The organism is Campylobacter concisus (assembly GCF_002912895.1).
In the GTDB taxonomy this organism is placed as follows: Bacteria; Campylobacterota; Campylobacteria; order Campylobacterales; family Campylobacteraceae; genus Campylobacter_A; species Campylobacter_A concisus_G.
The window spans coordinates 1-25,473 of sequence record NZ_POZX01000059.1; the positions used below are offsets into that span (position 1 = coordinate 1).

General features: G+C 39.6%; 23 protein-coding genes. 22 read left to right on the forward strand and 1 reads right to left on the reverse strand.

The window, feature by feature from the left end; all coding sequences use genetic code 11:
• Window positions 1-179 precede the first annotated feature (179 nt).
• The 8 genes from nikR (at window position 180) to hypA (ending at window position 6,505) form a co-directional block, all read left to right on the forward strand.
• A complete protein-coding gene (gene nikR / locus CYP51_RS06675; RefSeq protein WP_054196675.1) occupies window positions 180-593 on the forward strand; it encodes a nickel-responsive transcriptional regulator NikR in 414 nt (137 codons plus the stop codon).
• A 398-nt stretch (window positions 594-991) separates the two neighbouring features.
• The gene (locus tag CYP51_RS06680) at window positions 992-2,251 is read left to right on the forward strand and encodes a DUF2157 domain-containing protein (protein WP_103624859.1); all 1,260 of its coding nucleotides are present in this window, start codon (window positions 992-994) and stop codon (window positions 2,249-2,251) included.
• Window positions 2,248-2,844 carry a GDYXXLXY domain-containing protein gene (locus tag CYP51_RS06685; RefSeq protein ID WP_103624860.1) on the forward strand — a complete coding sequence of 199 codons (597 nt, stop codon included), beginning with the start codon at window positions 2,248-2,250 and terminating at the stop codon, window positions 2,842-2,844. The genes CYP51_RS06680 and CYP51_RS06685 overlap by 4 nt, the downstream gene beginning before the upstream one ends.
• A gap of 179 nt (window positions 2,845-3,023) precedes the next feature.
• Window positions 3,024-3,836 (forward strand): hydrogenase nickel incorporation protein HypB, encoded by an 813-nt coding sequence (gene hypB / locus CYP51_RS06690; RefSeq protein ID WP_103624861.1) that lies wholly within the window; start codon window positions 3,024-3,026, stop codon window positions 3,834-3,836.
• Entirely contained in the window at window positions 3,836-4,075 is a 240-nt protein-coding gene (locus CYP51_RS06695) for a HypC/HybG/HupF family hydrogenase formation chaperone (protein WP_054196671.1), read from the forward strand. The genes hypB and CYP51_RS06695 overlap by 1 nt, the downstream gene beginning before the upstream one ends.
• Complete coding sequence (gene hypD / locus CYP51_RS06700) at window positions 4,075-5,163, forward strand: hydrogenase formation protein HypD (protein ID WP_103624862.1); 1,089 nt, start codon at window positions 4,075-4,077, stop codon at window positions 5,161-5,163. Before CYP51_RS06695 ends, hypD begins: the two co-directional genes overlap by 1 nt.
• A gap of 8 nt (window positions 5,164-5,171) precedes the next feature.
• On the forward strand, window positions 5,172-6,164 hold the full coding sequence (gene hypE, locus CYP51_RS06705) for a hydrogenase expression/formation protein HypE (protein WP_103624863.1): 993 nt from the start codon (window positions 5,172-5,174) through the stop codon (window positions 6,162-6,164).
• On the forward strand, window positions 6,164-6,505 hold the full coding sequence (hypA, locus tag CYP51_RS06710; protein ID WP_103624864.1) for a hydrogenase maturation nickel metallochaperone HypA: 342 nt from the start codon (window positions 6,164-6,166) through the stop codon (window positions 6,503-6,505). The genes hypE and hypA overlap by 1 nt, the downstream gene beginning before the upstream one ends.
• A gap of 224 nt (window positions 6,506-6,729) precedes the next feature.
• On the opposite strand, the gene CYP51_RS06715 is transcribed toward hypA, so the two are convergent.
• Window positions 6,730-9,195: a YhdP family protein gene (locus tag CYP51_RS06715; protein ID WP_103624885.1), complete on the reverse strand. Its 2,466-nt coding sequence runs from the start codon at window positions 9,193-9,195 to the stop codon at window positions 6,730-6,732.
• A 73-nt stretch (window positions 9,196-9,268) separates the two neighbouring features.
• On the opposite strand from CYP51_RS06715, the gene mltG reads away from it, so the two are divergent.
• The 14 genes from mltG to sdhB all read left to right on the forward strand — a co-directional run bounded on the left by mltG (window position 9,269) and on the right by sdhB (window position 25,473).
• The gene (mltG, locus tag CYP51_RS06720; RefSeq protein ID WP_103624865.1) at window positions 9,269-10,213 is read left to right on the forward strand and encodes an endolytic transglycosylase MltG; all 945 of its coding nucleotides are present in this window, start codon (window positions 9,269-9,271) and stop codon (window positions 10,211-10,213) included.
• A gap of 83 nt (window positions 10,214-10,296) precedes the next feature.
• Window positions 10,297-12,471, forward strand: a complete 2,175-nt coding sequence (locus CYP51_RS06725) for an NADP-dependent isocitrate dehydrogenase (RefSeq protein ID WP_103624866.1) — start codon at window positions 10,297-10,299, stop codon at window positions 12,469-12,471.
• Window positions 12,472-12,475: 4 nt separating this feature from the next.
• Window positions 12,476-13,369, forward strand: coding sequence for a malate dehydrogenase (locus CYP51_RS06730; protein ID WP_103624867.1), 894 nt, complete (start codon window positions 12,476-12,478; stop codon window positions 13,367-13,369).
• Window positions 13,370-13,377: 8 nt separating this feature from the next.
• Window positions 13,378-13,689: a 4Fe-4S dicluster domain-containing protein gene (locus CYP51_RS06735; protein WP_103624868.1), complete on the forward strand. Its 312-nt coding sequence runs from the start codon at window positions 13,378-13,380 to the stop codon at window positions 13,687-13,689.
• On the forward strand, window positions 13,686-14,816 hold the full coding sequence (locus tag CYP51_RS06740) for a 2-oxoglutarate synthase subunit alpha (protein WP_103624869.1): 1,131 nt from the start codon (window positions 13,686-13,688) through the stop codon (window positions 14,814-14,816). Before CYP51_RS06735 ends, CYP51_RS06740 begins: the two co-directional genes overlap by 4 nt.
• The gene (locus tag CYP51_RS06745; protein ID WP_103624870.1) at window positions 14,806-15,651 is read left to right on the forward strand and encodes a 2-oxoglutarate ferredoxin oxidoreductase subunit beta; all 846 of its coding nucleotides are present in this window, start codon (window positions 14,806-14,808) and stop codon (window positions 15,649-15,651) included. The genes CYP51_RS06740 and CYP51_RS06745 overlap by 11 nt, the downstream gene beginning before the upstream one ends.
• Window positions 15,648-16,199 carry a 2-oxoacid:acceptor oxidoreductase family protein gene (locus CYP51_RS06750; protein WP_103624871.1) on the forward strand — a complete coding sequence of 184 codons (552 nt, stop codon included), beginning with the start codon at window positions 15,648-15,650 and terminating at the stop codon, window positions 16,197-16,199. Before CYP51_RS06745 ends, CYP51_RS06750 begins: the two co-directional genes overlap by 4 nt.
• Window positions 16,200-16,555: 356 nt before the next feature.
• Window positions 16,556-18,523, forward strand: coding sequence for a TonB-dependent receptor (locus CYP51_RS06755; protein WP_258032810.1), 1,968 nt, complete (start codon window positions 16,556-16,558; stop codon window positions 18,521-18,523).
• A gap of 138 nt (window positions 18,524-18,661) precedes the next feature.
• A complete protein-coding gene (locus CYP51_RS06760) occupies window positions 18,662-19,447 on the forward strand; it encodes a class I SAM-dependent methyltransferase (protein WP_258032811.1) in 786 nt (261 codons plus the stop codon).
• Window positions 19,440-20,450, forward strand: coding sequence for a FecCD family ABC transporter permease (locus tag CYP51_RS06765; protein WP_103624873.1), 1,011 nt, complete (start codon window positions 19,440-19,442; stop codon window positions 20,448-20,450). The genes CYP51_RS06760 and CYP51_RS06765 overlap by 8 nt, the downstream gene beginning before the upstream one ends.
• Window positions 20,447-21,223 (forward strand): ABC transporter ATP-binding protein, encoded by a 777-nt coding sequence (locus CYP51_RS06770; protein WP_103624874.1) that lies wholly within the window; start codon window positions 20,447-20,449, stop codon window positions 21,221-21,223. The genes CYP51_RS06765 and CYP51_RS06770 overlap by 4 nt, the downstream gene beginning before the upstream one ends.
• Before the next feature lie 11 nt (window positions 21,224-21,234).
• Complete coding sequence (locus CYP51_RS06775) at window positions 21,235-22,230, forward strand: ABC transporter substrate-binding protein (protein ID WP_103624875.1); 996 nt, start codon at window positions 21,235-21,237, stop codon at window positions 22,228-22,230.
• A 405-nt stretch (window positions 22,231-22,635) separates the two neighbouring features.
• Entirely contained in the window at window positions 22,636-24,498 is a 1,863-nt protein-coding gene (sdhA, locus tag CYP51_RS06780; protein ID WP_103624876.1) for an 8-methylmenaquinol:fumarate reductase flavoprotein subunit, read from the forward strand.
• 9 nt (window positions 24,499-24,507) lie between these two features.
• Entirely contained in the window at window positions 24,508-25,473 is a 966-nt protein-coding gene (gene sdhB / locus CYP51_RS06785; protein WP_103624877.1) for an 8-methylmenaquinol:fumarate reductase iron-sulfur subunit, read from the forward strand.

The window sequence follows — 25,473 nt, forward strand, 5'->3', positions numbered from 1 at the left end:
ACTTGATATTATTTACAAAAAATTTACTAAAGCAAATTTGAAATTTCATATCAATAAAAAATTCTGTAGCAACGATTCTAACGTAAATTTAGGACAAATTTATTATTATTTATCCACATTTTAAAAGAACTGATGTATAATGATTGTAAACGGTAATCAAACAAGAAAGGAGCAGAAAAATGGATAGTGTTATACGTTTTAGTGTTTCTTTGCCTAGTCAGTTACTAGACGAACTAGATAGGAAAGTTAGCGAACAAGGCTACGCTTCTAGGAGCGAATTTACGAGGGATCTGATCCGTGAAAAGATCGTAAATGATAGCTGGAAAGACGCTAACGAGGAGTTGATCGGTGTTTTGACGCTCATTTATGTACATCATCACAACGATTTGGTGAATAAAAAAATGGATATCGAGCATGACTCTGACGTGAAAATAATCTGTACAAATCACGTACATGTCGATCACCATAACTGCTTAGAAACGATCTCTATAAGAGGAGAGGCAAGTAAAATAGAACGCTTTTCTGAGAGAATCGCTGGCTTAAAAGGTGTTAAATTTTCTAAACTTACAAAGGCAGCCGTTCCTAAATTTTAGCGTGCTAAAGTCTTTGAAGTGGTAGAGAATTTAGGAGTTTTTAGCAAGTATAGCAAGCAGCTGATTTCTTGTAGGTGCGGTGTTTATTGCATTAGTCTTTCAAAATAGTTTTTAAGCGGTTTTTGTAGTTTTTGTAAATTTATATGGAGTTTTGCCGATTTGCTCGTGCAAACTCCATATCATTTGGATAAATGATAATTTGATGGTCATTTACTCTTTTTATTGGGCTTTGGCTAAAATTCAAATTTCTAAAAATTTTTTGAACTCATCCAAATATCTCTTCTTAGCATTTACACTATATTTTTATATAATAACAACAAAATTTGATCCTTATTGCCACATTTTTACGCTGGTTAATAGGCTTCTTATGTTTTAATGAGCTTGCAAAGGAGTTGTTGTTGAACTTTTTAAATAGAATTTTTCTAGCAAAAGAGCTGGATCGGTGGCAAAGTGACGGTATAGTTGATAAAGAGACCGCTATAAAAATAGCAAATTTATATGACATCGATACTGACGCTCATAGTGACAAGATAAGTTTTGTCCTAAAACTAGTAGCATATCTCTTTTTTGCACTGGCATTTTTTACTCTCGTTGGTGCAAATTGGGAAGAGATACCAAGGCTGGGACGTTTGGCGCTTGTGTTGTTTGTACTTGGGCTTGTAAATTTTGGTGGAATTTACTATCTCGCAAAGGGAAAGGAAAATCTATCAATGGCGATGTTTTTTCTTGGAAATTTCTGCTTTGGTGCGGCGATTGCACTTATTGCCCAAATTTATCACATTAGTGATGAGCCAAGCGGCGGTATTTTACTTTGGAGTATCGGAGCGTTTTCGGTTTCTTTTGCTAGTAAAAAAGGTGTGTTGGTAGCCCAAAGCCTTATCTTTGCGACGGTTTGGTTTTTTATGAGAGGCTATCAGGGCGATTTTGGTTTTGGTTTTATCATTTTTATAGTACTTGGCGCATATACACTTTACAAAGACGACTCGAAATGGCTTGCTTTTGTGCTTTTTATAGATATCTTTATATACATCATTTCATTTTGTGGCTACATTAGTGGTCTTAGAGCGATATTTGATTATGGATTTTTGTTTGGACTTCCTATGGTTGCGATCGTATCGCTATCTTATGCACTTTTGCTTATCAGTATTTCGCCGCTACTAGATAAATTCAGAGCAGGGCTTGGCACATTTGCAAAAGGATTTGGTAAAAATTTTGGCGTTTTTGTGTTGTTGCTTTGTCTGCTTTTATTTGAAGAGAGAAATTTATTTGAGGTTGGAGATGAAGAGCTTTGGTTTGTGAAGTCGTTTTTTAAAAGCAATTTTGGCTTTGTTTTTATCCTATTTAGTGTTGCTTATTTTGCACTATTTTTTAAAGAAAAAAACAAGAGTGGTTTGCTGCTTGGGGCACTACTCGTGTCGTTGCCCTTTGTCTTTAGCTACGGTCCTGGCTACGCAAATATATTTTTTTCGCTCGCAAATATCATAACAGCTGCGGTTCTTATCAAAAAGGGTGAGTTAAAACTTGGTCTTTGTATGATATTTTTAGTTGCAGCCGTGAGGTATTTCCAACTCATAGGTGATTATATCGGCGCTACGGCACTATTTATGGTATTTGCTTTCATAGTGCTAGTTGTGGCTAGAAAAGGACTTAAAAAATGAAGATAAAAGTATTAATAGTAGCTGTGGTTTTTCAAATTTCGCTTATTGGCATTATGCTTGGCTACGCACTTATGCCACTTTATTTTGGGCAAGAGGTAAGAGTAAGGGTCAATCTTTATGATCCAAGAGATCTTTTTCGCGGAAATTATGTTGATTTAAACTATGAATTTTCAAATTTCCATTCAAGAAATTTTGACGAAAATGATGAAGATAACCGCTATATCGACCAATACGATGAGAGAGTAAGAGATGGGGCTAGAGTTTATGCTGTTTTAAAGCCAGATGTTAATGGCACTTACAGTTTTGCTAAATTTAGTATAAGCAAGCCAGACAATGGAGTGTTTTTAGCTGGTAGATATGACGGCTACTCACTAGTAAAATACGGCATAGAGCAGTTTTATATGTCGCCTGATAGTGCGGCTAATACTGAAAATGAAATGAGAGAAGAAGATGTTAATGCATATGCGGTTTTGATGGTTATGAAAAATGGCAAAGCTAGACTAAAGGATCTAGTAATCCAAAAGAGTGCCGGAAAGAATAGTAAAAAATTATTTGGTGATGAAAATTTTGACAAGTTAGATGAGATTAGGTAAAAAGAGTAAAGTAAATTTAGTCAAAATTCTTATGCAAATTTCATTTATATTTTTAAATTTAAATAAAAATTTAAATAAATTAATTAATTTTGATCTATTTGCAAAAACTCCTAAATTTTAATTTTATTTTTAAATTTAAGAGTTAAAATCTCCATAAATTAATAAAAAAGGATGAAAAAATGTGTAAAGATTGCGGTTGTTCAATGGGTAATCACGCCCACGTTCACACTCACGCTGATGGCACCACTCACTCGCACCCACACACTCATGATGGATATACAGATCACGCTCATGACGCACATGAGCACAGTCACGAGGTTCACGCACACCCTGTGCTAAACGAGAGTAAAACCATAGACGTGATAGAGAAAATTCTCTCTGAAAATGATAAAGAAGCTGCCCACAACAGAGCCCATCTTGATGAGAAAAAGATACTTTGTGTAAATTTGATGAGTAGCCCAGGTGCTGGTAAGACGACGCTTTTAGAGGCTACGATAAAGGCTGGTAAGTTTAAAATAGGCGTTGTAGAGGGCGATTTGGAGACAAATCAAGATGCTGATCGCATAGTAAAGGCTGGCGCGAAGGCTCATCAGATAAGCACAGGTCAGACCTGTCACTTGGACGCATTTATGGTGCATGAAGGGCTTCATCACCTGCCACTAAACGAGCTTGATCTAGTCTTTATAGAAAATGTTGGAAATTTAGTCTGCCCTGCTAGCTACGACGTTGGCTCACATTTTAACGCTGTGCTTCTTTCAGTGCCAGAGGGCGATGATAAGGTGAGCAAATATCCAGTGATGTTTAGAGCTGCTGACGTGCTTCTCATTACAAAAGCTTCGCTTGCGCCGCACTTTGACTTTGATATCGAGCGAGTGAAAAACGACGCTAGAAAGCTAAATCCAAAGGTTGATATCTTTGTTGTAGATAGCAAAACTGGTGAAGGTATCGATAAGTGGATAAGTTATTTGGAATTTAAAAAAGAGCTAAGATAATGTGCCTCTCGATCCCTTCAAAAGTAATAGAAATAGATGAAAATAACGTTGCCACCGTTGAGACTTTGGGTGTTACTAGAAAGGTAAGCCTTGATCTCATCTCTGAAGAGGTAAAAGTTGGCGAATATGTGCTAATTCACGTAGGTTACGCTATGCAAAAGATCGATACACAGTTTGCGCTTGAAAGCTTAGAGGTCTATCAAAAGATCGCTGATGATATGAACGCGGGGAAAATTTGATGGATCTTATCAATGACTTTCGCGATAAAAATTTAATCCTTGCACTTTCAAAACTCATAAAAAAAGAGAGTATAAAGCCCCTAAATATCATGGAAATTTGTGGCGGCCATACGCACAGCATTATGAAATTTGCACTACCAAGTTTGGTGGGAGAGCATATAAATTTTATCCATGGCCCAGGTTGTCCAGTTTGCGTGATGCCAAAGAGCCGCATAGATGAGGCCTGTAAGCTAGCTAGCATGGATAATGTGATCTTTTGCACGCTAGCTGACATGCTAAGAGTGCCTGGCTCAAAGACAAGCTTACAAAAGCTTCGCGGAGAAGGGCACGACATAAGAGCACTTTACACGCCACTTGATGCGCTAAATATCGCTAAGCAAAATCCAGACAAAAAGGTCATATTTTTTGCGATCGGCTTTGAGACGACGACTCCGATGAGCGCAAATTTAGTTGAAAAAGTGGTGCAAGAGGGTATTAAAAATTTATACTTTCATATAAATCACGTAACCGTCCCAGCTCCAGTTAGAGCCATAATGAGCGACGAAAACGTGAGGATAGACGCATTTTTAGGCCCAAGCCACGTAAGCGTCATCACTGGCAGTAAAATTTATAAAGAGTTAGCAGATGAGTTTAAAAGACCGATAGCCATTAGCGGTTTTGAGCCACTTGACATCATGGCAAGTGTGCTAAATTTAGTCCGTCAGCAAAACGCAGGCACTTATGAAGTCTATAACGAGTACGCAAGGGCTGTCAAAGAAGAGGGCAACTTAAGAGCAAAAGAGCTCATAGCTAAGTACTTTGAGCCGTGCGACTTTGTCTGGAGAGGCCTTGGCGAGATAGCGCAAAGCGGCATGAAGCTAAGAGATGAGTTTGCCTATCTTGACACCAGAGTGCAGTTTGACTGCAGCGTAGATAGCGCTGGTGAGAGCAAGGCTTGCATTTGTGGGCAAATTTTAAGAGGGCTAGCAAAGCCAACAGAGTGTAAAGTCTTTGGCAAAGTTTGCAACCCACAAAATCCGATAGGATCGTGCATGGTCTCAAGCGAGGGCGCTTGTGCGGCATATTTTAAATACGCAAGAGTTGGTTAAGGAATTTAATGAAAAAGATAATGCTAAGCCACGGCGGCGGCGGCGAGGAAATGAACTCTCTTATAAACGAGACGATATTTAAAATTTTTGATAATGAAATTTTAAGGCAGAGTAACGACTCGGCGATACTAAATTTAAATGGCAAGATCGCATTTAGCTCTGATAGCTTTGTGGTAACTCCCATTTTTTTTAATGGTGGCAATATCGGCAAGATTGCAGCTTGCGGTACGATAAACGACCTAGCGATGGTTGGAGCAAGCGCAAAATACCTAAGCTGCTCGCTCATCATTGAAGAGGGGCTAAGTATAGAGGAGCTTGAGCACGTGCTTGGCTCGCTTGCAAAAACTTGCAAAGATAGCGGTGTGAGCGTAGTTTGTGGCGATACAAAGGTCGTGCCAAAGGGTAAATGTGATAAAATTTTCATAAACACAGCAGGCATCGGTGAGATAGTTTGCGAGGGTGTGGAGCTTAAAAATTTAAAAGCTGGGGCTAAAATTTTAATCTCTGGAGATGTTGGCAGACACGGCGGCGTGGTGCTTGCTGCAAGAGAGGAATTTGAGCTTGGACTTGATCTAAAAAGTGACTGCAAGAGCCTAAAAGAGGTTGCTTTGAGGCTATTTGAGGCTGGTATAAAACCGCAGTGCATGCGTGATGCGACTAGAGGCGGACTAAGTGCAGTGCTAAATGAATGGGCTAAATTTGCTAAATTTGACATCTTGGTTTTTGAAGAAAAGATCAAGGTCGCAGACGAAGTGATGGGCGTTTGTGAGCTATTTGGATTTGAGCCTTATGAGCTCGCAAATGAGGGCACTTTTGTGATGGCAGTTGATGAGAGTCAGGCTGAAGAGGCACTTAAAATTTTAAGAGAATTTGATAAAAACGCGATGATAATAGGCGAGGTAATGGAAGCCAAAAACGAGCGTGTCATTATCGAAAACGCCTATAAATCAAGAAGATTTCTCGAGCCGCCAAAGGGCGAGCTACTACCAAGGATCTGCTAATGCACGAGCTTAGTATCGTTCAAAATTTAGTTAGCCTTTGTGAGAAAAACGCCGCCAAAGAAAATGCCAGAGAGATAAGCAAGATCGAGATAAAGGTTGGTCGTTTAAGCGGAGTAGAGCCTCATTATTTGCAGAGTGCATTTGACGTTTATAAGGCTGGCACGATCTGTGAAAACGCTGAGCTTGTCATAAATTTACAAGGCATTGTTATTGAGTGTTTGGATTGTGGATTTAGTGGGGAGCTTAGCGAAAATGACTTCACCTGTCCAAAGTGCAAGAGCCAAAATTTAAAGGTAACTGACGGCGAGGATATGTATCTGATGCGCCTTGAGATGAAGTAAATTTTACATATTTTTATATGTAAAATTTCATGCTTTTTATCAAAATATTTTAATAGCACTAGTATCAAAAAAATAGCTACCAAAACCTTGATCTTTAGCTTTCGATATCCTTTTTACGCGCTTTGCGAGCCGAGGATAATATAAATAATCAAAAATGAGTGCCACTCTTGGCTTTAGAAGCAGCCAATAATTTTTCTATAATTTTCGTGCGTTACAGATTTAAACTACTCAAATATCAAAAACGGAGCCTGAATCACGTTTCTTATTATCTTTAGTGGCGAGAGCAGGGCGTCTTGCAGGATCTGCGTCGAGTACTCAGGCTCATCGGTAGTGCCTCGTATGGCGATGACAGTTGAGAGCGAGCGATCCTTGCCAAGGATTATTTGATTTACCAGTGGAATTTTATCAATGATACTGCTAGCGTCTTTTAGTAACTTTAGCTCAAGGTCGATGTTTATCTTTTTACTCTTTAGGTCGATCGTACCACGTCCGCCGATATCAGCACTTGTGCCTATCATTTCAATCGCCAAAAACTTGATCATATCGCCATTTCTAGTGAGTAAAATTTTACCATTTTTAACAGTAAAGCCCTTGTCGTTAAAATCAGGTGTTTTAAAACTAAGAAGAGATGGAACGGAGTTTAAAAAGCTAAGTAGCCTTTGATAAAAGATATAATCCTTTAAAAAAGTATCAAAAAATCTCACCTCAGCTTTGAAATTCTTCGAGTTTTCTCCAAGCATTTTTAGGCGAAATTTACCACCCTCAAAGCTCTTGATGCCAAAAAGGTCGTTGATAAATTCTCCGCTTATGTCGGTTGCGTCTAAATTTATACTTTTTTCATCGTTAAAATAGCCAACTCTTCCTTGTTTTGCTAGCCCATTTAGCGAGGTGCTTTTGTCCTTTTTCTCGGCGCTAAAGCTGGTAAATGGCAAGGTCTTGTTTAGATCCCTTAAAATGATATCGCCATTTTTTGCTAAAAGCTCAAGCGGCGTGCTTTGCTCGCTGGTTTTGTTATCGTCAAGCACTAGCAAATTTAGATCTTTAGTTTTTACGCTTATGGCTTTTTCTTTTATGTCTAGGCTTAGCTTTTTACTTGCGCTATCTACCTTTACGCCAGCTTTTGAGACTAAAATTTTAAGATCGTCATTTTCGTACTTTGAGCCATTTTTATCTAAAAACGGCAAATCAAAGTTTGCTCCTTTGGCAAAAATTTCAAGATCAGTAAAATCCTTGCTTTTTATACTAAGTTCATCAAAACCACGCACACCGTTTTGCTTTAAAACAGGTGAGTTCTCTATGAAAAATTTACTATTTTTTGTTGCTATTTTACTTTCACTGCCAAAGCTCATATCAAGCCCAAATGGCTCTATCTTAAGCAAAGTTTCATCAGCCTTGCTAAAGTCTAAAAATGCGCTAAATGGCTCATTTTTAAAGGCCAAAATTTCATCATTTTTCTCTTTTAGATCAAAGCTTTCTATCACACCTTTTATCTCGCCAGTACTTTTTTGTAAATTTATATCAGCCTTGGCATTTGCCTTAAAAAACTCAAGCCCAAAGCCAGTAGCATCGATACTTAAATTTGTCGTATTTATAAGCTTTACGAGAGCATTTTTGGTATTAAATTTACTTCCAGCAATCTCTAAAACCGCATCACTTAGCTTAAATTCTCCATTTGCAATGACGCTTTTTTCGTCAAAATTTTCTAAGCTTTTCTCATCAAGCTTTATCAAAATTTTTAAGCTAGCATCCATTTTTCCGCTAAGCTGCCTTACTGGCACGATGATCTTATAGGCTTTTAATATCTCATTTATTGCTTCATCATAGATCGATTTTATCTTTATAAGTAGCTCTAAATTTGCGCTTTTTTCATCAAAGATATTATTTATAGCAACGCTTGAGCCATCAAGTTTTTTGCCCTTGTAAATAGGTGAAATAAGATCAAATTTAAGCTTTGAGTTTTTAAGCGTGATATTTGCCTCGCCTACATTTACGGCTGGCAAGCCTTTTTCAAATTTAACGAGCAAATTTTTAGTATTTGCGGTGGCATTTAGGTCATTTAGATAAAAGTTATTTTTAGCTAGATCCACCTTACCATTTATCTCTTTAAGCTCGTAATCATCAGCAACGATGTATCCATATATCCAGTTTTTAACTTCACCATTTAGCTCTATGCGTCTGTCAAGCTCATCAATGAAGTTTTTAATGCTTCCAGCCTCGACATCGTAAGCTTTGTAAGTTAAAAATGTATCTTTTAGGGCAAAATTTAGCTTACCATGCAGCTCATGAGAAGTGAAATTTCCCTCAAATTTATAGTCATTTTTATCAAAATTTGCACTCCCTTCGCCGCTAATGCTGACGTTAAAATCCTTAAAGCTTAAATTTCTAACACTAAAAAGATCTATTCCGTCTTGCTGTTCGTTTTGGAATTTAATATCCACGTTTAAATAAGGGCTATCAACAAAAAATATATCATCCAAAAATAGAATTTTTAGTTTAAAATCATCGCCTATTTGCACATTTTCAAGTGAAATTTCTTGAAAAATCGTATCTATAAAATCTACGCTTTTACTAAGATTTAAAAGGCGCTCATTGCTGCTTTTTTGCTTGCTTTCTTTCTTAAAATTTGGGAGCTTTATCTGCTTTGCTCTTGCAATTATTTTTTTATCTAATTTTATATATAATTGCTCCAATTTTACGCCGTAAAACTCGAAATCGTTAATTTTTATGCCGTATTTTAAAAGCAAGATAAATGAAAGAATCAAGATGATAAAAAATTTTATGAAAAAGCCATATTTAGACATTTTTTTTGATATCGTAGCCATCATTTTCCTAAGTGTTTTTGTCTATTTGGCACGCCCTATAAACACAAGCAAGGTCGTTTTTATACCAAAGGGAAGTGTGGGCGAGATTATATCTTATTTAGCTAATCGCAACTTTAACTTAAGCGTGATAGACAAATACGCCATACTTTTTATCGGCCCTCCGCAATCTGGCTGGATAGAGATCGGTCAAGATAAAATTTCAAGGGTTGATTTTTTAAAAAAACTTGCAAAGTCAAAAGCGGCTTTAACCGAGATAACGCTAATACCAGGCGAAACGACTATCGTTTTTTTAAACCAGATCGCCGCCCAGCTAGGACTTGATCCAGTCAAATTAAACAGCGAATATAACGCCCTTGCTCCAGTGAGTGATGGCTTTTTGATGCCAAATACATACAAAATCCCAATAGGTATCAGCGAAAGGCACCTTGCTTTTTATCTTGTAAATTCATCAAAAAAGGCTCAAAGCGAGATCAGCAATAAAATTTTTGGCGAATACAATGAGAAAAAATGGTTTAAAATTTTAACGATCGCTTCGATCATTCAAAAAGAAGCGGCAAACGACGCTGAGATGCCACTTGTCGCCTCAGTCATTTATAACCGCCTAAATAAGGGCATGAGGTTGCAGATGGACGGCACACTAAACTACGGAATTTATTCACATGATGTGATCACGGCTGAGCGCATAAGAAGCGATATGAGCGAGTTTAATACATATCTAAACGATGGTATCCCGCCAAGTCCAGTCTGCTCGGTCTCGATAAGTGCGATCAAAGCGGCGATAAACCCTGCAAAGAGCGATTATTTATACTTTGTGCTTGATAAAAAGGCGAAAAAACACATTTTTTCAAAAACCTTAAGCGAGCACAACCAAAATATAGGAAAATAGAGCTAGAATTTGCGGCAAATGCCTAAAATACAACGAGATTTAATAAAGAAAGTGATAAATTTTAAAAAACTAAAAGGGCTAAAATGAGTGACATTATCTGGACCAAAACTGACGAAGCACCGCTATTTGCAAGCTACTCTCTCTTTCCTATCGTAAAGATCTTTTTATCACGCGCTGACATTAGCATAACTAGGGCCGATATTAGCCTAGCTGGGAGAATTTTATCTCTTTTTAGCAAAGAGCTTGGACTAAATAAGGCTGATGAGCTAGAACTTTTGGGCGAACTGACCGCTCACAAAGAGGCAAATATCATAAAACTGCCAAACATCTCAGCTACGCTCGTTCAGCTAAAAGCGGCTATTGATGAGCTAAGAAGCAAGGGCATAAATGTGCCTTTTTATCCAGATGAAATCATCACAGACTACGACGAAGAGGTTGCTAAAAAATACCAAAAAGTGTTTGGCAGCGCGGTTAATCCAGTTCTTAGACAAGGAAACTCAGATAGAAGAGTCTTGCCACCAGTTAAAGAATTTGCCAAAAAGCATCCACACAGCAACGGCGACTGGAACAAGGCAAATAAGACAAAAATTTGCTACATGCAAAAGGGCGATTTTTATGAGAATGAGCGCTCAATCATCGCTAGTAAAGATGAGAAATTTTATGTAAATTTCATAAGTTTGGATGGCAAAAAAGAGCTTTTAAAAGAGCTTGCTGTGCAAAGCGGTGAAATAGTAGATGCCACATATTTAAGTGTAGATGAGCTAGATAAATTTTATGAAAACTGCTTTGAAGAGGCAAAAAAAGAGAATTTGACCTTGAGTCTGCACCTAAAATGTACGATGATGAAAGTTAGTGATCCAGTAATTTTTGCTCATGCGATAAAAAGCTATTTTAAAGAGGTTTTTACTGAATACGGCGAAGAATTTAAGACTCACGGCGTGGAGGCAAAAAACGGACTAAAAGATATGTTTTCTAAAATTTCAACTCTTAAAAATAAAGATGAAATTTTGGCTAAATTTGATGAAATTTTTAGCAAAAAGGCAAAAATTTGGGCATTAAATGAAAGTGCTAGCAACTTTGATGTGCCAAATGACGTCATCATCGATGCCTCCGTGCCAGCGCTTATTAGAAACTCTGGCAAGGTAAAAGATAGAAGCGGCGAGCTAAATTTCTCGCTTTGCATGATCCCAGATAGGACCTACGCTAGGGTTTATGAGGCTTGCGTAGCGGACTTTAAGGAGCATGGCGCACTTGACGTGAGCAAGATCGGCAGCGTGGCAAACGTGGGGTTAATGGCTAAAAAGGCCGAGGAATACGGCAGCCACGATAAGACTTTCATTGCAAAAGAAGACGGAGAATTTGTAGTTTTTGATGAGGCTGGCGAGAATGTCTTTAAATTTAGTGTTAAAAGTGGCGACATTTTTAGGATGACGCAGGCAAAAGACGATGCGATAAATGCGTGGTTTGAGCTTGCTTTAAAAAGAGGCAAAATTTCAAAAGATGAGCTTGTATTTTGGCTAGATAGTAGCCGTGCTCACGATAGAAATTTGATAGCTAAATTTGAAAAATTTAGAGAGAAATTTGCTAGCGCTGGCGTAAAATTTGAAATTTTAAACTACGAGCAAGCGACTGCAAAAACGCTTAGCTTGATAAGAGCTGGCAAAGATGTCATAGGCGTCACTGGTAACGTTTTAAGAGATTATTTAACCGATCTTTTCCCGATCTTTGAGCTAGGTGGCAGCTCTAAAATGCTCTCAGTTGTGCCGCTACTTGCTGGTGGAGCGATGTTTGAAACAGGTGCTGGCGGAACGGCCCCAACGCTTGTAAAAGAGCTAAAAGAGAAAAATCACTTACTTTGGGATAGTCTTGGCGAGTTTTTAGCACTTAGTGCTTCGCTTGAACATTTAGCATTTGCTAAGCAAAAAAAAGAGGCAAAAGAACTAAGTGATGCGCTAAATAGAGCGGTTGCTAGCTATCTAGATGAAAACAAAACGCCAAATGCCACTCTTGATACCAGGGAGTCGCACTTTTATTTGGCACTATTTTGGGCAAGAGAAATGGCAAAAAGTGGCGGGATTTTAAGCAAAGTTTTTGAAAATTTAGCAAACGAGCTAGAGAAAAATGAGAACGAAATTTTAAAAGAAATAAGACAAAATGATGGTGCAAGCGTGGAATTTGGCGGATATTATTTGCCAGATGAAGTGAGGGCAAATGAGGTCATGAGACCAAGTAAAATTTTAAATCAAATAATAGGATAAGAAAATGAAAATAAGTATAGTTGGAGCTGGAAACGTCGGTGCAAGCATAGCTTATGCGCTTTGTATGAGAGAAGTTTGCGATGAGATCGCGCTTGTGGATATATTTGGTGATGTGGCACGTGCAAAAGCGATCGATCTAGCGCAGTCAAGCTGCGTTTTTAATGCTAAAACTACCGTTTGCGGTGGCGATAACTTTATGCTAATAGAGGGCAGTGATATCGTAGTGGTAACTGCTGGAAGCCCAAGAAAAGAGGGTCAAACAAGAGAGGACTTGCTTCTTAAAAATGCCGTAGTCGTAAAACAAACAGCTCAAAATATCGCAAAATTTGCACCAAATGCGGTGATAATTGTCGTGACAAATCCGCTTGATGTGATGGTCTGGACGGCTCATAAATTTAGCGGTTTTAGTAAAAATAAAGTGGTTGGCATGGCTGGCGAGCTGGATGGCGCAAGATGCAGATATGAGCTAGCACTTCTAAAAGATAAAGATGCAAAAGAGCTAAAGACAAAGATAATTGGCGCTCACAATGATGAGATGATCGTATCTGCTAGTAATATCAGCGAAAATTTAAACGAAAATGAGCTAACAACTCTTAAAAAAGAGACAAGTACAGGTGGCGCAAAGATCGTTAAACTCCTTGGCACTTCAGCTTATTACGCACCAGCAGCTGCTGTTGTGAAGATGTGTGAAGCGATCATGAGCAAGAGTGATGAAATTTTAAGTGCTAGCGTGCTTCTTGATGATGAGCTAAGTTGCGGTAGGCTAGTAAGGCTTGGACGTGAGGGCTTAAAAGAAATTTTAGAGCTAAATATAAATGAAAGTGAGCAAGAGCAGCTAAGTAAAAGCGAAGCTGATATTAGAAAAAACATTAAATTTTTAAAAGAAAATTTGGATTAGGAATATAGATGATAGTAAAAGAAAATGTACCTGTTTGGGTCGATGAGAGCAGGTGTAAAGCCTGTGATGTCTGTGTGAGCTACTGCCCAGCAGGCGTACTAGCGATGAGACTTGAGCCAAAGGCGGTGCTTGGCAAGATGATAGAGGTCGTCTATGCTGACTCATGCATAGGATGTCGAGACTGCGAGCTTCACTGTCCTGATTTTGCCATTTATGTGGCGGAAAAGGGATTTAAATTTGCAAAGCTAACGCCTGAGAGTAAAGAGCGAGCTGCGGCCGTAAAGGCAAATAAATTTGCAAAGCTTGGAGAGAGCGTATGAGAGAGGTAGTATCAACTGGAAACGCCCTAGTGGCAAGGGCTGCGGTCGAGTGCGGCTGTAACTTCTTTGGCGGATATCCTATCACTCCAAGCAGCGAGATCGCCCACGAGCTAAGCGTGCTTTTACCAAAAAATGGTGGCACATTTATACAAATGGAAGATGAGATAGCTGGCATTTCAGTAGCTCTTGGTGCAAGTGCGAGTGGCGCTAAAGCGATGACTGCTAGCTCTGGACCCGGAATTTCACTAAAGGCTGAGCAAATAGGCCTTGGCTTTATCGCTGAGATACCACTTGTCATCGTAAACGTCATGCGCGGCGGCCCTTCAACTGGCCTACCAACCAGAGTCGCACAAGGCGATATCTTGCAGGCTAAAAACCCAACTCACGGCGATGTAAATATGATAGTTTTAGCCCCTAGCAGCCTAGAAGAGTGCTATACGCAAACGGTGCGAGCCTTTAACCTCGCAGCTAGGTTTATGACGCCAGTTATGCTGCTACTTGATGAGACTATAGGTCACATGCAAGCAAGAGTGCGCCTGCCAGAGATAGGCGAGCTAGAAATTTATAAAAGAAGAGAATTTAGCGGCGAGCCAAAAGAGTATAAGCCTTACGAGGCTGCGCATGATGAGCCAGCCACACTAAATCCTTTCTTTAAAGGCTATCACTACCATATAACAGGGCTTCATCACGGCGCTACTGGCTTTCCAACAGAAGATGGCAAGATCGTTGAAAGCTCGATGAATAGGCTATTTGATAAGATAAATTTACACACTGACGAGTGCGAAAAATTTGAAGAGTTTATGCTTGATGACGCTGAAATTTGCATCATCGCCTTTGGAAGTGTGGCACTTTCAGCCAAGCAAGCGATATTAAATTTACGTGAAAATGGGCTAAAAGTTGGGCTATTTAAACCACTTACACTTTTCCCAGCTCCAGCTAAAAAGCTAAAAGAGATATCAGGCAAATTTAGCAAAATTTTAGTTTGCGAGCTAAATTTAGGCCAGTATAGTGGCGAAATTTCAAAGATCATCTTAAGAGATGACTTTGCAAAACTGCTAAAAGCAAACGGCAGACCGATAAGCCCAAGCGAAATCGAGGTGAAGATAGGAGAAATTTATGGCTTTTAATTACGATAAATATTTACGAACAGATAAAATGCCTACTCTTTGGTGCTGGGGCTGCGGCGACGGCGTCATACTAAAGGCGCTCATCCGCGCAATAGACACCATGGGCTGGGACATGAACGACGTTTGCGTGGTCTCAGGTATAGGCTGCTCTGGTCGCTTTAGCGGATATCTCGACTGCAACACCATCCACACAACTCACGGCAGAGCCGTAGCTTATGCGACTGGTGTAAAGATGGCAAACCCAGACAAGCATGTCATCGTGGTAACTGGCGATGGCGACGGACTAGCGATCGGAGGCAACCACACGATACATGGATGCCGCCGAAATATCGGTCTAAATCACATCTTAATCAACAACTTCATCTACGCGCTAACCAACTCACAAACCAGCCCAACCACGCCAAAAGGCATGTGGACGGTCACAGCACAATACGGCAACATCGATCCTAGCTTTGACGCCTGTAAGCTCGCAACCGCTGCAGGTGCTAGCTTTGTCGCGCGTGGAAGCGTCATCGAGCCAGAGAAGCTTACAAAGCTCTTTGTAGAGGGATTTAGTCACGATGGATACAGCTTTTTTGATGTATTTTCAAACTGCCATATAAATTTAGGTCGTAAAAACAAAATGGGCGAGGCGGTGAAAAATTTAGAGTGGATAAAGGGCCGCACGACGAGTAAGGTCAAATTTGACATGCTAAGTGACGAAGAAAAAAGGGGCATTTTCCCACTTGGCGTGCTGCACAAAGATGAAGAAAAGATCGAATACACCAAGGCTTACGACAAGGTAAGAAAGGCTGCTATGAGCAATGAAGCGATAAATTTTGAGGAGCTAGCATGAAGTCACAATTAAGATTTGTCGGCGTTGGCGGGCAGGGCGTCATACTAGCAGGCGAGATCCTCTCAGCTGCCAAGATAAAAGCAGGTGGATACGGCGTGAAGGCCTCTACCTACACATCTCAGGTGCGTGGCGGCCCAACAAAAGTCGATATCATACTTGATGAGAAAGAAATTTTATACCCTTATGCAAACGAGGGCGAGATAGACTTTATGCTTGCCACCGCACAGATAAGCTACAACGCCTTTAAAAGCGGCGTGAAAGAGGGCGGAGCGATCGTTGTCGAGCCAAATTTGGTAAAAGTGAGCGATGAGGATAAAAAGCGCTGGAAAATTTATGAAATCCCTATCATCTCTATCGCAAAAGACGAGGTCGGAAATGTCATCACTCAAAGTGTCGTCGCCCTTGGCGTGGCGGTGGCTATGAGTAAATGTATGGATGAAAATTTAGTGTGTGAAGAGATGTTAGCAAGCGTACCAGCTAAGGTCAAAGAAGCAAATGCTAAAGCTTACGAGCTAGGTCTAAAATACGCAAAAGAGCTTTTGAAATAAATTTTTGGCTAATTTTTAGCCAAAATTCTACTATAAACAGAAAAATCAATTATTACTTTTCTTAAAATTTTAAGCATAATTTTTCGATATAAAAGATTATATTTATAGTTTTTATTTATCTTATCAAAGCTATGAAATTTTTAAAAATCGTTCTCATAATGCCTTATTTTAGCTTTCTTAAATAAAATGTATTTTTAAATATTTAATAAATTAATAAATTATATTTAAGATTTGTTTTAGTAACATTTCAGACGTAAAATTTTTATAAAAGGAGTAAAAATTGAGTTACAAAATCTCGGTTGCAACATGTGCTGCACTCGTGACGTGCAGTGGTTTTTTTAAGTCAAGTTTTTGCTGTGCAAACGACAAAGCTTGAGGGTATTGAAGTAAATTCAGTCGGTGACAACATCAGCGAGAGTGGTATCGATGAGGGAATTTTAAACAAAAGAGTAGCCGCTGGTCCTTTGGCTGATAAAAAAGTTATAGATATGCCTTATCAAGTAAATACGATCTCAAAAGAGGTTCTTGATAACCAAGGCGTTCAAGCTTTTGATGAAGCTGTTAAATATTTTCCATCAGCACAACTTCAGTATCGTGGCGGTGGCGAAATGGGTCGCCCACAAACTCGTGGCTTTCAAGGCTCAGTCGTAGGTAACGTCCTTTGGGACGGCTTTTACGCAGTTTCTACGACAGCTATCCCTATGGTAATGTTTGAGAGCTTACAAATTCAAAACGGACTTGCTGGCTCACTATATGGTGGACAAGATCCAGCAGGTATTTTTAGCTACTCTCGCAAGCGTCCTGTTGCTGATTACAACGCTATTTGGACAAATTATATCTCTCGTGGAAATTTGGGTGTAGGATTTGATACATCAAATAAATTTGAAAAAATAGGCTACCGCGGAGTATTTTATTATACAGATGGAGAAAGAGAGCCAAAAGATAGTAAAACTTCACGCCGCTTAGCTTCTATAGGACTTGATTTTTATCCAACTGATGACTTGACGTTTGAGACAAATTTTAGCTACTACAAACACACTATGGGTGGCTATTATAATGGTGTTAGTTTTGCAAGTAAAGATGGAATATATCAAGGATACTCTCCTGTTAGACGAAGAGGAGAAATAATTGGTGTTAAGTATCATGGTATGCCTAGTTTTTCAGATGTAACTACAGAAACTAATGGTGAGAGATTTATGAGGACCATAACAGCTAGTGGTAAATTTAAATATGCTCCAACTGATAGATGGTATCTTGAAGGTGGCTATCAATGGCAAAAGGCTATTAGAAGTAGAAATGGCGATAGTGTATTTACTGTACCTAGTGCATTTTTAAAAGCTCAGACTGATTTTAATACCGGAAGCATCAAACATAACTTTGCTACTGAGCTAAATGGATATAGATGGTCAAGTGAAAAAAAGAAATCACTGCTAACAGATATGAAAAACATTTCAGTAGTCGATGATATCGCTCTTAATGATAGTTTAAATGTTATACTATCAGCTTCAAACACTTGGTTTAAAAAGACTGATTATAAAAAAGATGGCATAAGCTGGGCCGGAAGCGTAATATATAAGGTAATGCCAGATCTTAATGTGTATTTTACCTATGCTGATAGCTTAAAGGATGGCGCATCTAAAACTTATGAAAAGCCTGGATACGATATTACTCACCCTCTATATGGACAAACTATTAGTTTCAATCCTTACAGAAGCAAACAATATGAGTTAGGTGTAAAAACTAGAGTAAATGAGATCGACTTTAGTGCTGCTGTGTTCCAAATAACAAGACCAACTTATTATGAGGTTAATGGAATATTTGGCAAACAAGGTGATCAAAGAAATAGAGGAATCGAATTTACAACTGGCGGAAAGATAATGGATAGTTTAAGTGCTTATGGTGGTATAACATTTATAGATCCAAAAATGCATAAATCAGCAAATCAAAAAGTAGTTGGAAAAACTATCGTTGGTGAGCCAAAAGTTCAAGCAAATATGTTATTTGATTATGCAGTTCCTGGTACAAATAAATTTGCATTTACAACAAATTTTCACTACACAGGCAAACGCTATGTGGATGAGATGAATACTGCAAGCGTAAGCGGATACTTTACAACCGATCTTGGTGCTAGATACACTACAAAAGCTTGGATAGGTAAAGAGACATCTATTAGATTTAATGTAAATAACGTATTTGATAAAAAATACTGGGTCAGCATCTTCTCTGGCGATCTTGATGGATCTGTTCCAAGCAGTTATTCTGGCGCAAGCATGTTTAGAGGCTATGGCAGAACCTTCATGCTTTCAGCTCAAGTTAAATTCTAAAAACCAAAGCCAAATTTATTTTGGCTTTAGGCTCTTTAAATTTGCCCTTTTCGTAGGGTAAATTTAAATAACCAAAGGGAGAAAAGATGCAAGGGCTGGTTGATTATCAAGCGATTTTAGAGAGTATTTTCGCCTACTTTGCAAAAAGTAAAAGGCAAAGATGGTGGTGTAAATTGGGATGATTACACAGATATGTATAACGAGATGACCGGCATGGAGACGGCTTCTACGCTAAATTTGCTGTCAAATTTACCTATCACAAAAGATGACAGCGTGCTTGACGTGGGATGTGGTCCAGCAAGGCTTAGCTTGCCACTTGCAAAGCTAGCAAAGAGCGTTAGTGCGCTAGATCCGTTTGCAAAAATGCTTGAATACGCTAAAAAAAATGCAAAAGAGGCTGGAGTAAAAAATATAAATTTCATCCAAAAAGACTGGAGTGATGAGGCGAGCATAAAGGGCTTGCCAAAACATGACATCGTGCTAGCATCACGCTCGGTTGGGCTTTTTGATATAAAAAAGCTTTGCAAATTTGCTAAAAAATATGTCGTGATGACCTCGTTTTTGCCAGATCATCCGAGCCTAAAAGATATCTGGCAAGACTTCTTAAAAGGGATAAAAGATGAAAAAGAGGCAGGTCTTAGCGATAGGAGATTTGGCTATAGCTTTATCTTTAACATCGCTTACGACATGGGAGCAAATCCAAATTTAAAGATAATAGACACCATTTTTGAGAGGGATTTTGCTAGCCTTGAAGAGGCGTTTTCTTATTTTAGATTCGTAGGCGAGATCGCGCCCGAAAAAGAAGAAATTTATAAAGAAAATGTAAAAAGCTACCTCACAAAGACCAAAAGCGGCTTTAAATTTAAAAGAGAAACCAAGAGCTATCTTATCTGGTGGGACGTGCGGGAGATGAAATTTGAGTAGCAAAAAGATCATTTTCGCATTATTTGCGCTTCTTTTGCTGGTGCTCTTTTTTTCATTAGGTATCGGACGCTACGAGATAAGCTACGCTCAAATTTTTGAGTTTATAAGATCAGGCATTTTAAACGAGCAACCAAGCGACGAGCAAGGATATACGGTCTTTACGCTCATTCGCTTGCCAAGGGTACTTTTTGCCATCTTAGTTGGAGCAGCGCTTGCTAGCTCTGGAGCTGTCTATCAAGGTCTTTTAAAAAACCCTCTAGTTTCGCCTGACATCCTTGGCGTCTCAAGTGGCGCAGCTGTGGGGGCGAGCGTGGCTATCATCTTAAATTTTAACTACATAGGCGTGCAGCTTAGCGCATTTGCTTGCGGTCTGTTTGCGGTTTTTGCTGTCGTTTTTATAAGCAGTGTCATCGCAAAAGGCAGGCTAAATTTACTCGTGATGGTTCTAACTGGCATCGTTATCTCATCTCTTTTTGGAGCGCTTAGCTCGCTTATAAAATTTCTAGCCGACAGCGAAGATAAGCTGCCAGAAGTTACTTTTTGGCTAATGGGAAGCCTTGCAAGAAGTGGCGGATATAAAAATTTGGCTCTGCTTTTTTGCGTAGTTATGATCTGTCTTGTGCCACTTTTTATGCTTCGCTACAAGCTAAACACGCTTAGTTTTGGCGAAGAAGAGGCTAGGGCGATGGGGCTAAATGTGAAATTTTATAACATCATAATCATCATCGCCTCAACGCTTCTAACCGCTACTTGCGTCTCATTTTGCGGTATCGTGGGCTGGGTAGGGCTTGTCATCCCTCACATCATGCGCTTTGTCGTGGGAGCAAATTTCATCACGCTCTTTCCAGCTTCGCTGCTTGGCGGAGGGCTATTTTTACTGATAGTTGATACCACTTCACGCAGCCTAATGGCAAGCGAGATCCCGCTTGGCGTCATCACTTCGCTAGTTGGCGCACCTCTTTTTGTCTATCTGCTCTATAAGAGCAAAAAGGGTTTTGCGTGAAATTTGAGATAAAAAATTTAAACTGTGGCTACGACAAAAAGGTCATTATAGAAAATTTCAATGCAAATTTACAAGATGGCGACATCTTTTGCCTGCTTGGTAGCAATGGCGTTGGCAAAACGACGACGTTTAAGACGATACTTGGCTTTTTAAAGCCACTTGGGGGCGAAATTTTAATAGACGGCAAAGACGCGCTAAAGATGAGTGAGAAAGAGCGAGCAAGCTTTATAAGCTACGTCCCGCAAGCTCACACACCGCCATTTGCCTTTAGCGTTTTTGACGTGGTGATGATGAGCGCAAATGCAAGACTTGGTATATTTGAACGCCCTAGCAAAGATGATGAGAAGATAGCGCTAGATGCGTTAAAGACGCTAAATTTAGAGAGCTTTAAAGATAAAATTTACACCGATCTAAGTGGCGGCGAGCGGCAAATGGTGCTGATAGCTAGGGCCTTAGCGCAACGCTCAAAGGTGATGCTACTTGACGAGCCAACAGCAAATTTAGACTTTGGTAATCAAATGCGAGTTTTAAAAGAGATAAAAAAGCTCGCAAAGCAAGGCTACATCATCATCCTAACCTCACATCAGCCAGAGCAGGTCTTTTATCTAAATGCAAAGGTCGCGATGCTTGGGCGTGATAAAAACTACATCTACGGCAAGGCTAGTGAGGTGATGAATGGCGAAAATTTAAAAAAAATTTACGGCGTAGATATACGAGTGGTGAAAAATATCATCGATGAGCGCGAGCATTACTCTTGTGTGATGGTGGATTGAAAGGAGAAGATATGTTTAAGAAAATTTTGCTTTTGGCTTTTTTGCTTGTTAGTTTGCAAGCAAGAGTGGTGCTTGATAGCGACAATAAAAAGGTAGAAGTGCCTGACGTGATCGAGCGTGCGACGCCTTTGATAGGGGCTTTTGTGCAGGTATCTGCTATGCTTGGCAACGAAGATCATATAATTAGCGGTGCACCAAAACTGCCTCCACTAATGTTAAAAATTTTTCCAAATATAAAGTGTAACGACAATAAAAGTGGCATGCTAAGTAGCAGCGTCGAGACTATTATCGCGTCAAAAACGCAAGTTGTTTTTGGGCCAGTTGGTATGATGTTTGATGAAAATAGCAAGGCTCAGCTAGAGAGCGCTGACATCGCGGTTGTGAAGATATATAAATTTCAAAGCATCAAAGAGATACAGGATAGCTTTAGCAAGATCGCTGAAATTTGGGGCGAAAAGAGCGTAAAAAGGGCGCGCGAGTTTAATGACTATTTTAACGAGAACATAAAATTTGTAAGCCAAAAAACGGCAAATTTAACGCCAAAAAAGAGAGTTTTAGTGCTTAACTACAACTCAGGAAACTTTAACACCATCAGCTCAAAAGATATCGGCGCAGAGTATATTAGCGTGGCTGGTGGTATAAATTTAAGCTCAGAGCTAAGCGATGGAGATTTTAAAATTTCAAAAGCGATAAATGAAGAGCAAGTCATTATCTTTAACCCAGACATCATCATCACAAATTCACAAAAAAGTGCCGATGCTATCGCTAAAAACACATCATTTGCCAAGCTAAAAGCTGTGCAAAATGGAGAAATTTTTGTAGTGCCAAGTGGCGTTTATCTTTGGAGCGTAAGAAGTGCTGAAGGTGCGCTCTATCCGCTTTGGCTGGCTAAGACATTTTACCCAGAGCAATTTAGTGATCTAAATTTAGAGCAAAAAACAAAAGAGTTTTATGAGAGGTTTTATAACTACAAGCTAAGTGATAGCGAGCTAAAAGAAAAAGGGTGAATTTTGATAATAGGACAAAAATAAGGTTATTTATTATACTTAATATATTTATTTAAGTATAAAAGTAAATTTATCTTTCTAATATCCTAAAAAAGAGCTTCTAAAGCTTAAAAACTCAAAAATAAAAATAAACTTCAAATCGGTAGAAATTTTTATGTATCTTATAAAATTTCTACCGCTAAATTTATATAAAGCGCCTCAAAAAAAGCCCATTTTATCCTTTTTGATTTTAATATCAGCTCTCATTTTTTAATCTAAAATAAATCTTTATGTTTCTTTTAAGTAAATTTAATGTAATGTTTCATTATTAATTATTTAATTAATATAGTTGTTTTAAAAAATATTAAGAAATGAACTGGCGGTGCGTTTTAAACGCTAAAAATTTACTAAGATAGGAAGTTATCAATGAGTGAAAAATTTACCAGAAGAGAATTTCTACAAAGTGCCTGTATCAGCGTAGGTGCGCTAGCTACAACGGCTGGTGCGACCAATGTTTTTGCTGGTGAGTTGCCAAAGGGCAATGAAAGTGGCTTGCCATCTGTTGATGTGCTAATAATCGGCTCTGGCGGTGCTGGACTTCGTGCAGCAACAGCCGTTCGCAAGCAATACCCAAACTCAACCGTTGTTGTTGCTACAAAGATGATGCCATCTCGCAATGCGACCTGTATGGCGGAGGGTGGAATAAACGGCGTTACTGACTTTAGTAATGGCGATAGCTTCAAGCTTCACGCTTATGACACGGTTAAAGGTGCGGCTTATCTTGCCGATCAAGATGCAGTTGTGAAATTTTGCGAGGCAGCAGGCGCAGTCATCCACGAGCTAGACCACAATGGCATGCTCTTTTCTCGTATAGATAATGGCGACGTATCCCGTAAAGATAATGGTGATGTTGCGTTTCGCTTCATGGGTGGCGCTAGTAAAAAACGCTGTAACTACGCGGCTGATAAAACTGGCCACATTTTGATGCACGCCTGTCTTGACGACGCTATCACAGCTGGTGTTAAATTTTTAATGGATCATGAGCTGCTTGAGATCGGTCTTGAGGACGGCAAGGTCGAAGGCGTCGTTCTTCGCAACATCCAAGATGGTCAAATTTATCCAGTTCTTTGCAAATCTCTAGTCATCGCAACTGGCGGATACACTAGAATTTTCTATAACCGCACATCAGTTCCATTTATAGCAACTGGTGATGGCATCGCTGCTGCGCTTAAAGCGGGTCTTGGTTTTGAAGACCCTGAGATGCTTCAGTTTCACCCAACTGGCGTTCAAAATGGTGGCACATTAATCACTGAAGCAGCCCGCGGCGAGGGCGGATACTTGTTAAACAACAAGGGCGAGCGCTTTATGAAAAACTATCATGAAAAGATGGAGCTAGCTCCTCGTGACGTCGTCGCTCGTGCGATCGAGACAGAAATTCGCGAGGGTAGAGGCTTTGGCGAGGGCATGAGCGCTTACGTGCTTTGTGACGTTCGCCACCTTGGCAAAGATACCATTATGAAAAAGCTTCCAAAAATTCGCCACACTGCTATGCTTTTCCAAAATATCGATCTAATCGAGCAACCAGTGCCTATTCGCCCAACAGCTCACTACTCAATGGGCGGTATAGAAGTAGCAAAATTTGATGATATGAGCACAAAAATCCCTGGAATTTATGTAGGTGGCGAGGCTTCATGTGTATCCATCCACGGTGCAAACCGCCTTGGCGGAAACAGCCTAACTGACGCAGTTGTAACTGGCGATCTAGCTGGAAAAGGAGCTGGCGCATACGCAAAAGATGCTAAATTTGCAAGTGGCAAAAAGACTTCAGAGCTAGCTAAAATGTGGCAGGATAAATTTAAAGCCATAGCAACAGGCGAGGGCGGTGTAAATGACATGTATGCGCTTCGCGAGGAGCTTGGTAAAAACAACTGGGATTTAATGGGAATTTTTAGAACAGGCGACAAGCTAGACCAGCTCTCTAAAAACCTTGAAGCTATCCAAGCAAAATACGATACCATCAAAGTGCCAAATCAAAACCCAGTCATGAATACAGCATTTACCGACTATGTCGAGCTTGGCAACCTTATACTTCTTTCTCGTGCAGCATGCCTTGCAGCGCAAAATCGTCTTGAGAGCCGCGGCGCTCACACAAGAGAGGACTATCCAAAAAGAGATGATGCGAATTTCTTAAAACACAGCATCGTTACATTAAATGACGGCAAGTTGGAGCTTGGCTACAAAGATGTTGTGACAGGCATATTTTCACTTGACGGCAAAAAGCCAGAGTAAGGAGCTGGGATGAAAATTATTATCGACCGCTTTGACGGAACTAAAAAATATGAATCAACTTATGAGCTAACAAATGAAGAGATCAAAGGCAAGACTCTTTTAACAGTGCTTCTTGATATCAAACAAAAAAAAGATGCGACGTTAAATTTCACAGCATCTTGCCGCTCAGCGATATGCGGTGCGTGCGCTGTTAGAGTAAATGGTCACTCATATCTAGCCTGTGATACAAAGATGAACGAGCTTTTGGCGGAGTATGACAACCCAGAGAGCATAAGAATTTCTCCACTTGGAAATTTCAAAGTGATCTCAGACCTCATGGTGGACTGGGAACCAAGTATCGAAAATTTACGCAAGATTAAGCCTAGCATCACTGCTAAGTCAGAATTTAGCGCAGAAAAAGGCTGTAAGCAAAGTCAAAAAGAGTATGACAAAGTAGCTCTTGAATGGGACTGCATACTTTGCGGAGTCTGTGCTAGCGAGTGTAATAAGCTTGAAGCTGATGCGAGCGACTATATGCAGCCATTTGTATTTGTTCATGCTTATAGGGCGGCATTTGACTCACGTAGCAAAGATCCTATGCCACATCTAAAACCAGCTATCGATAATGGCCTTTGGATGTGTGTAAAGTGCCAAGAGTGCGCTGATCGCTGTCCAAAAGGTATAAGCGCATGCAAAGACATAACTGATCTTCGCATTATGGCTATACAAAAAGGTTTTGATGATGGAATGGGACCAGATCACGCTGAGGCGTTCTTAACCGATCTAGTTGATGGCTCAGGCAGACTAAATGAGATCAAGCTTGCACTTCGCTCTGAGGGAGTGTTTAAAAATATGGGCAAAATGGATATCGCTGCAAATTTAATGCTTGCAGGTAAGATGAATCCGCTTCATATTTTCGGCGAAGAGGACATAGAAGGACATGATGATCTAGTAAAAATGATAAATGCGGCTCGCAAAGCTGCTAGTAAGGAGTAA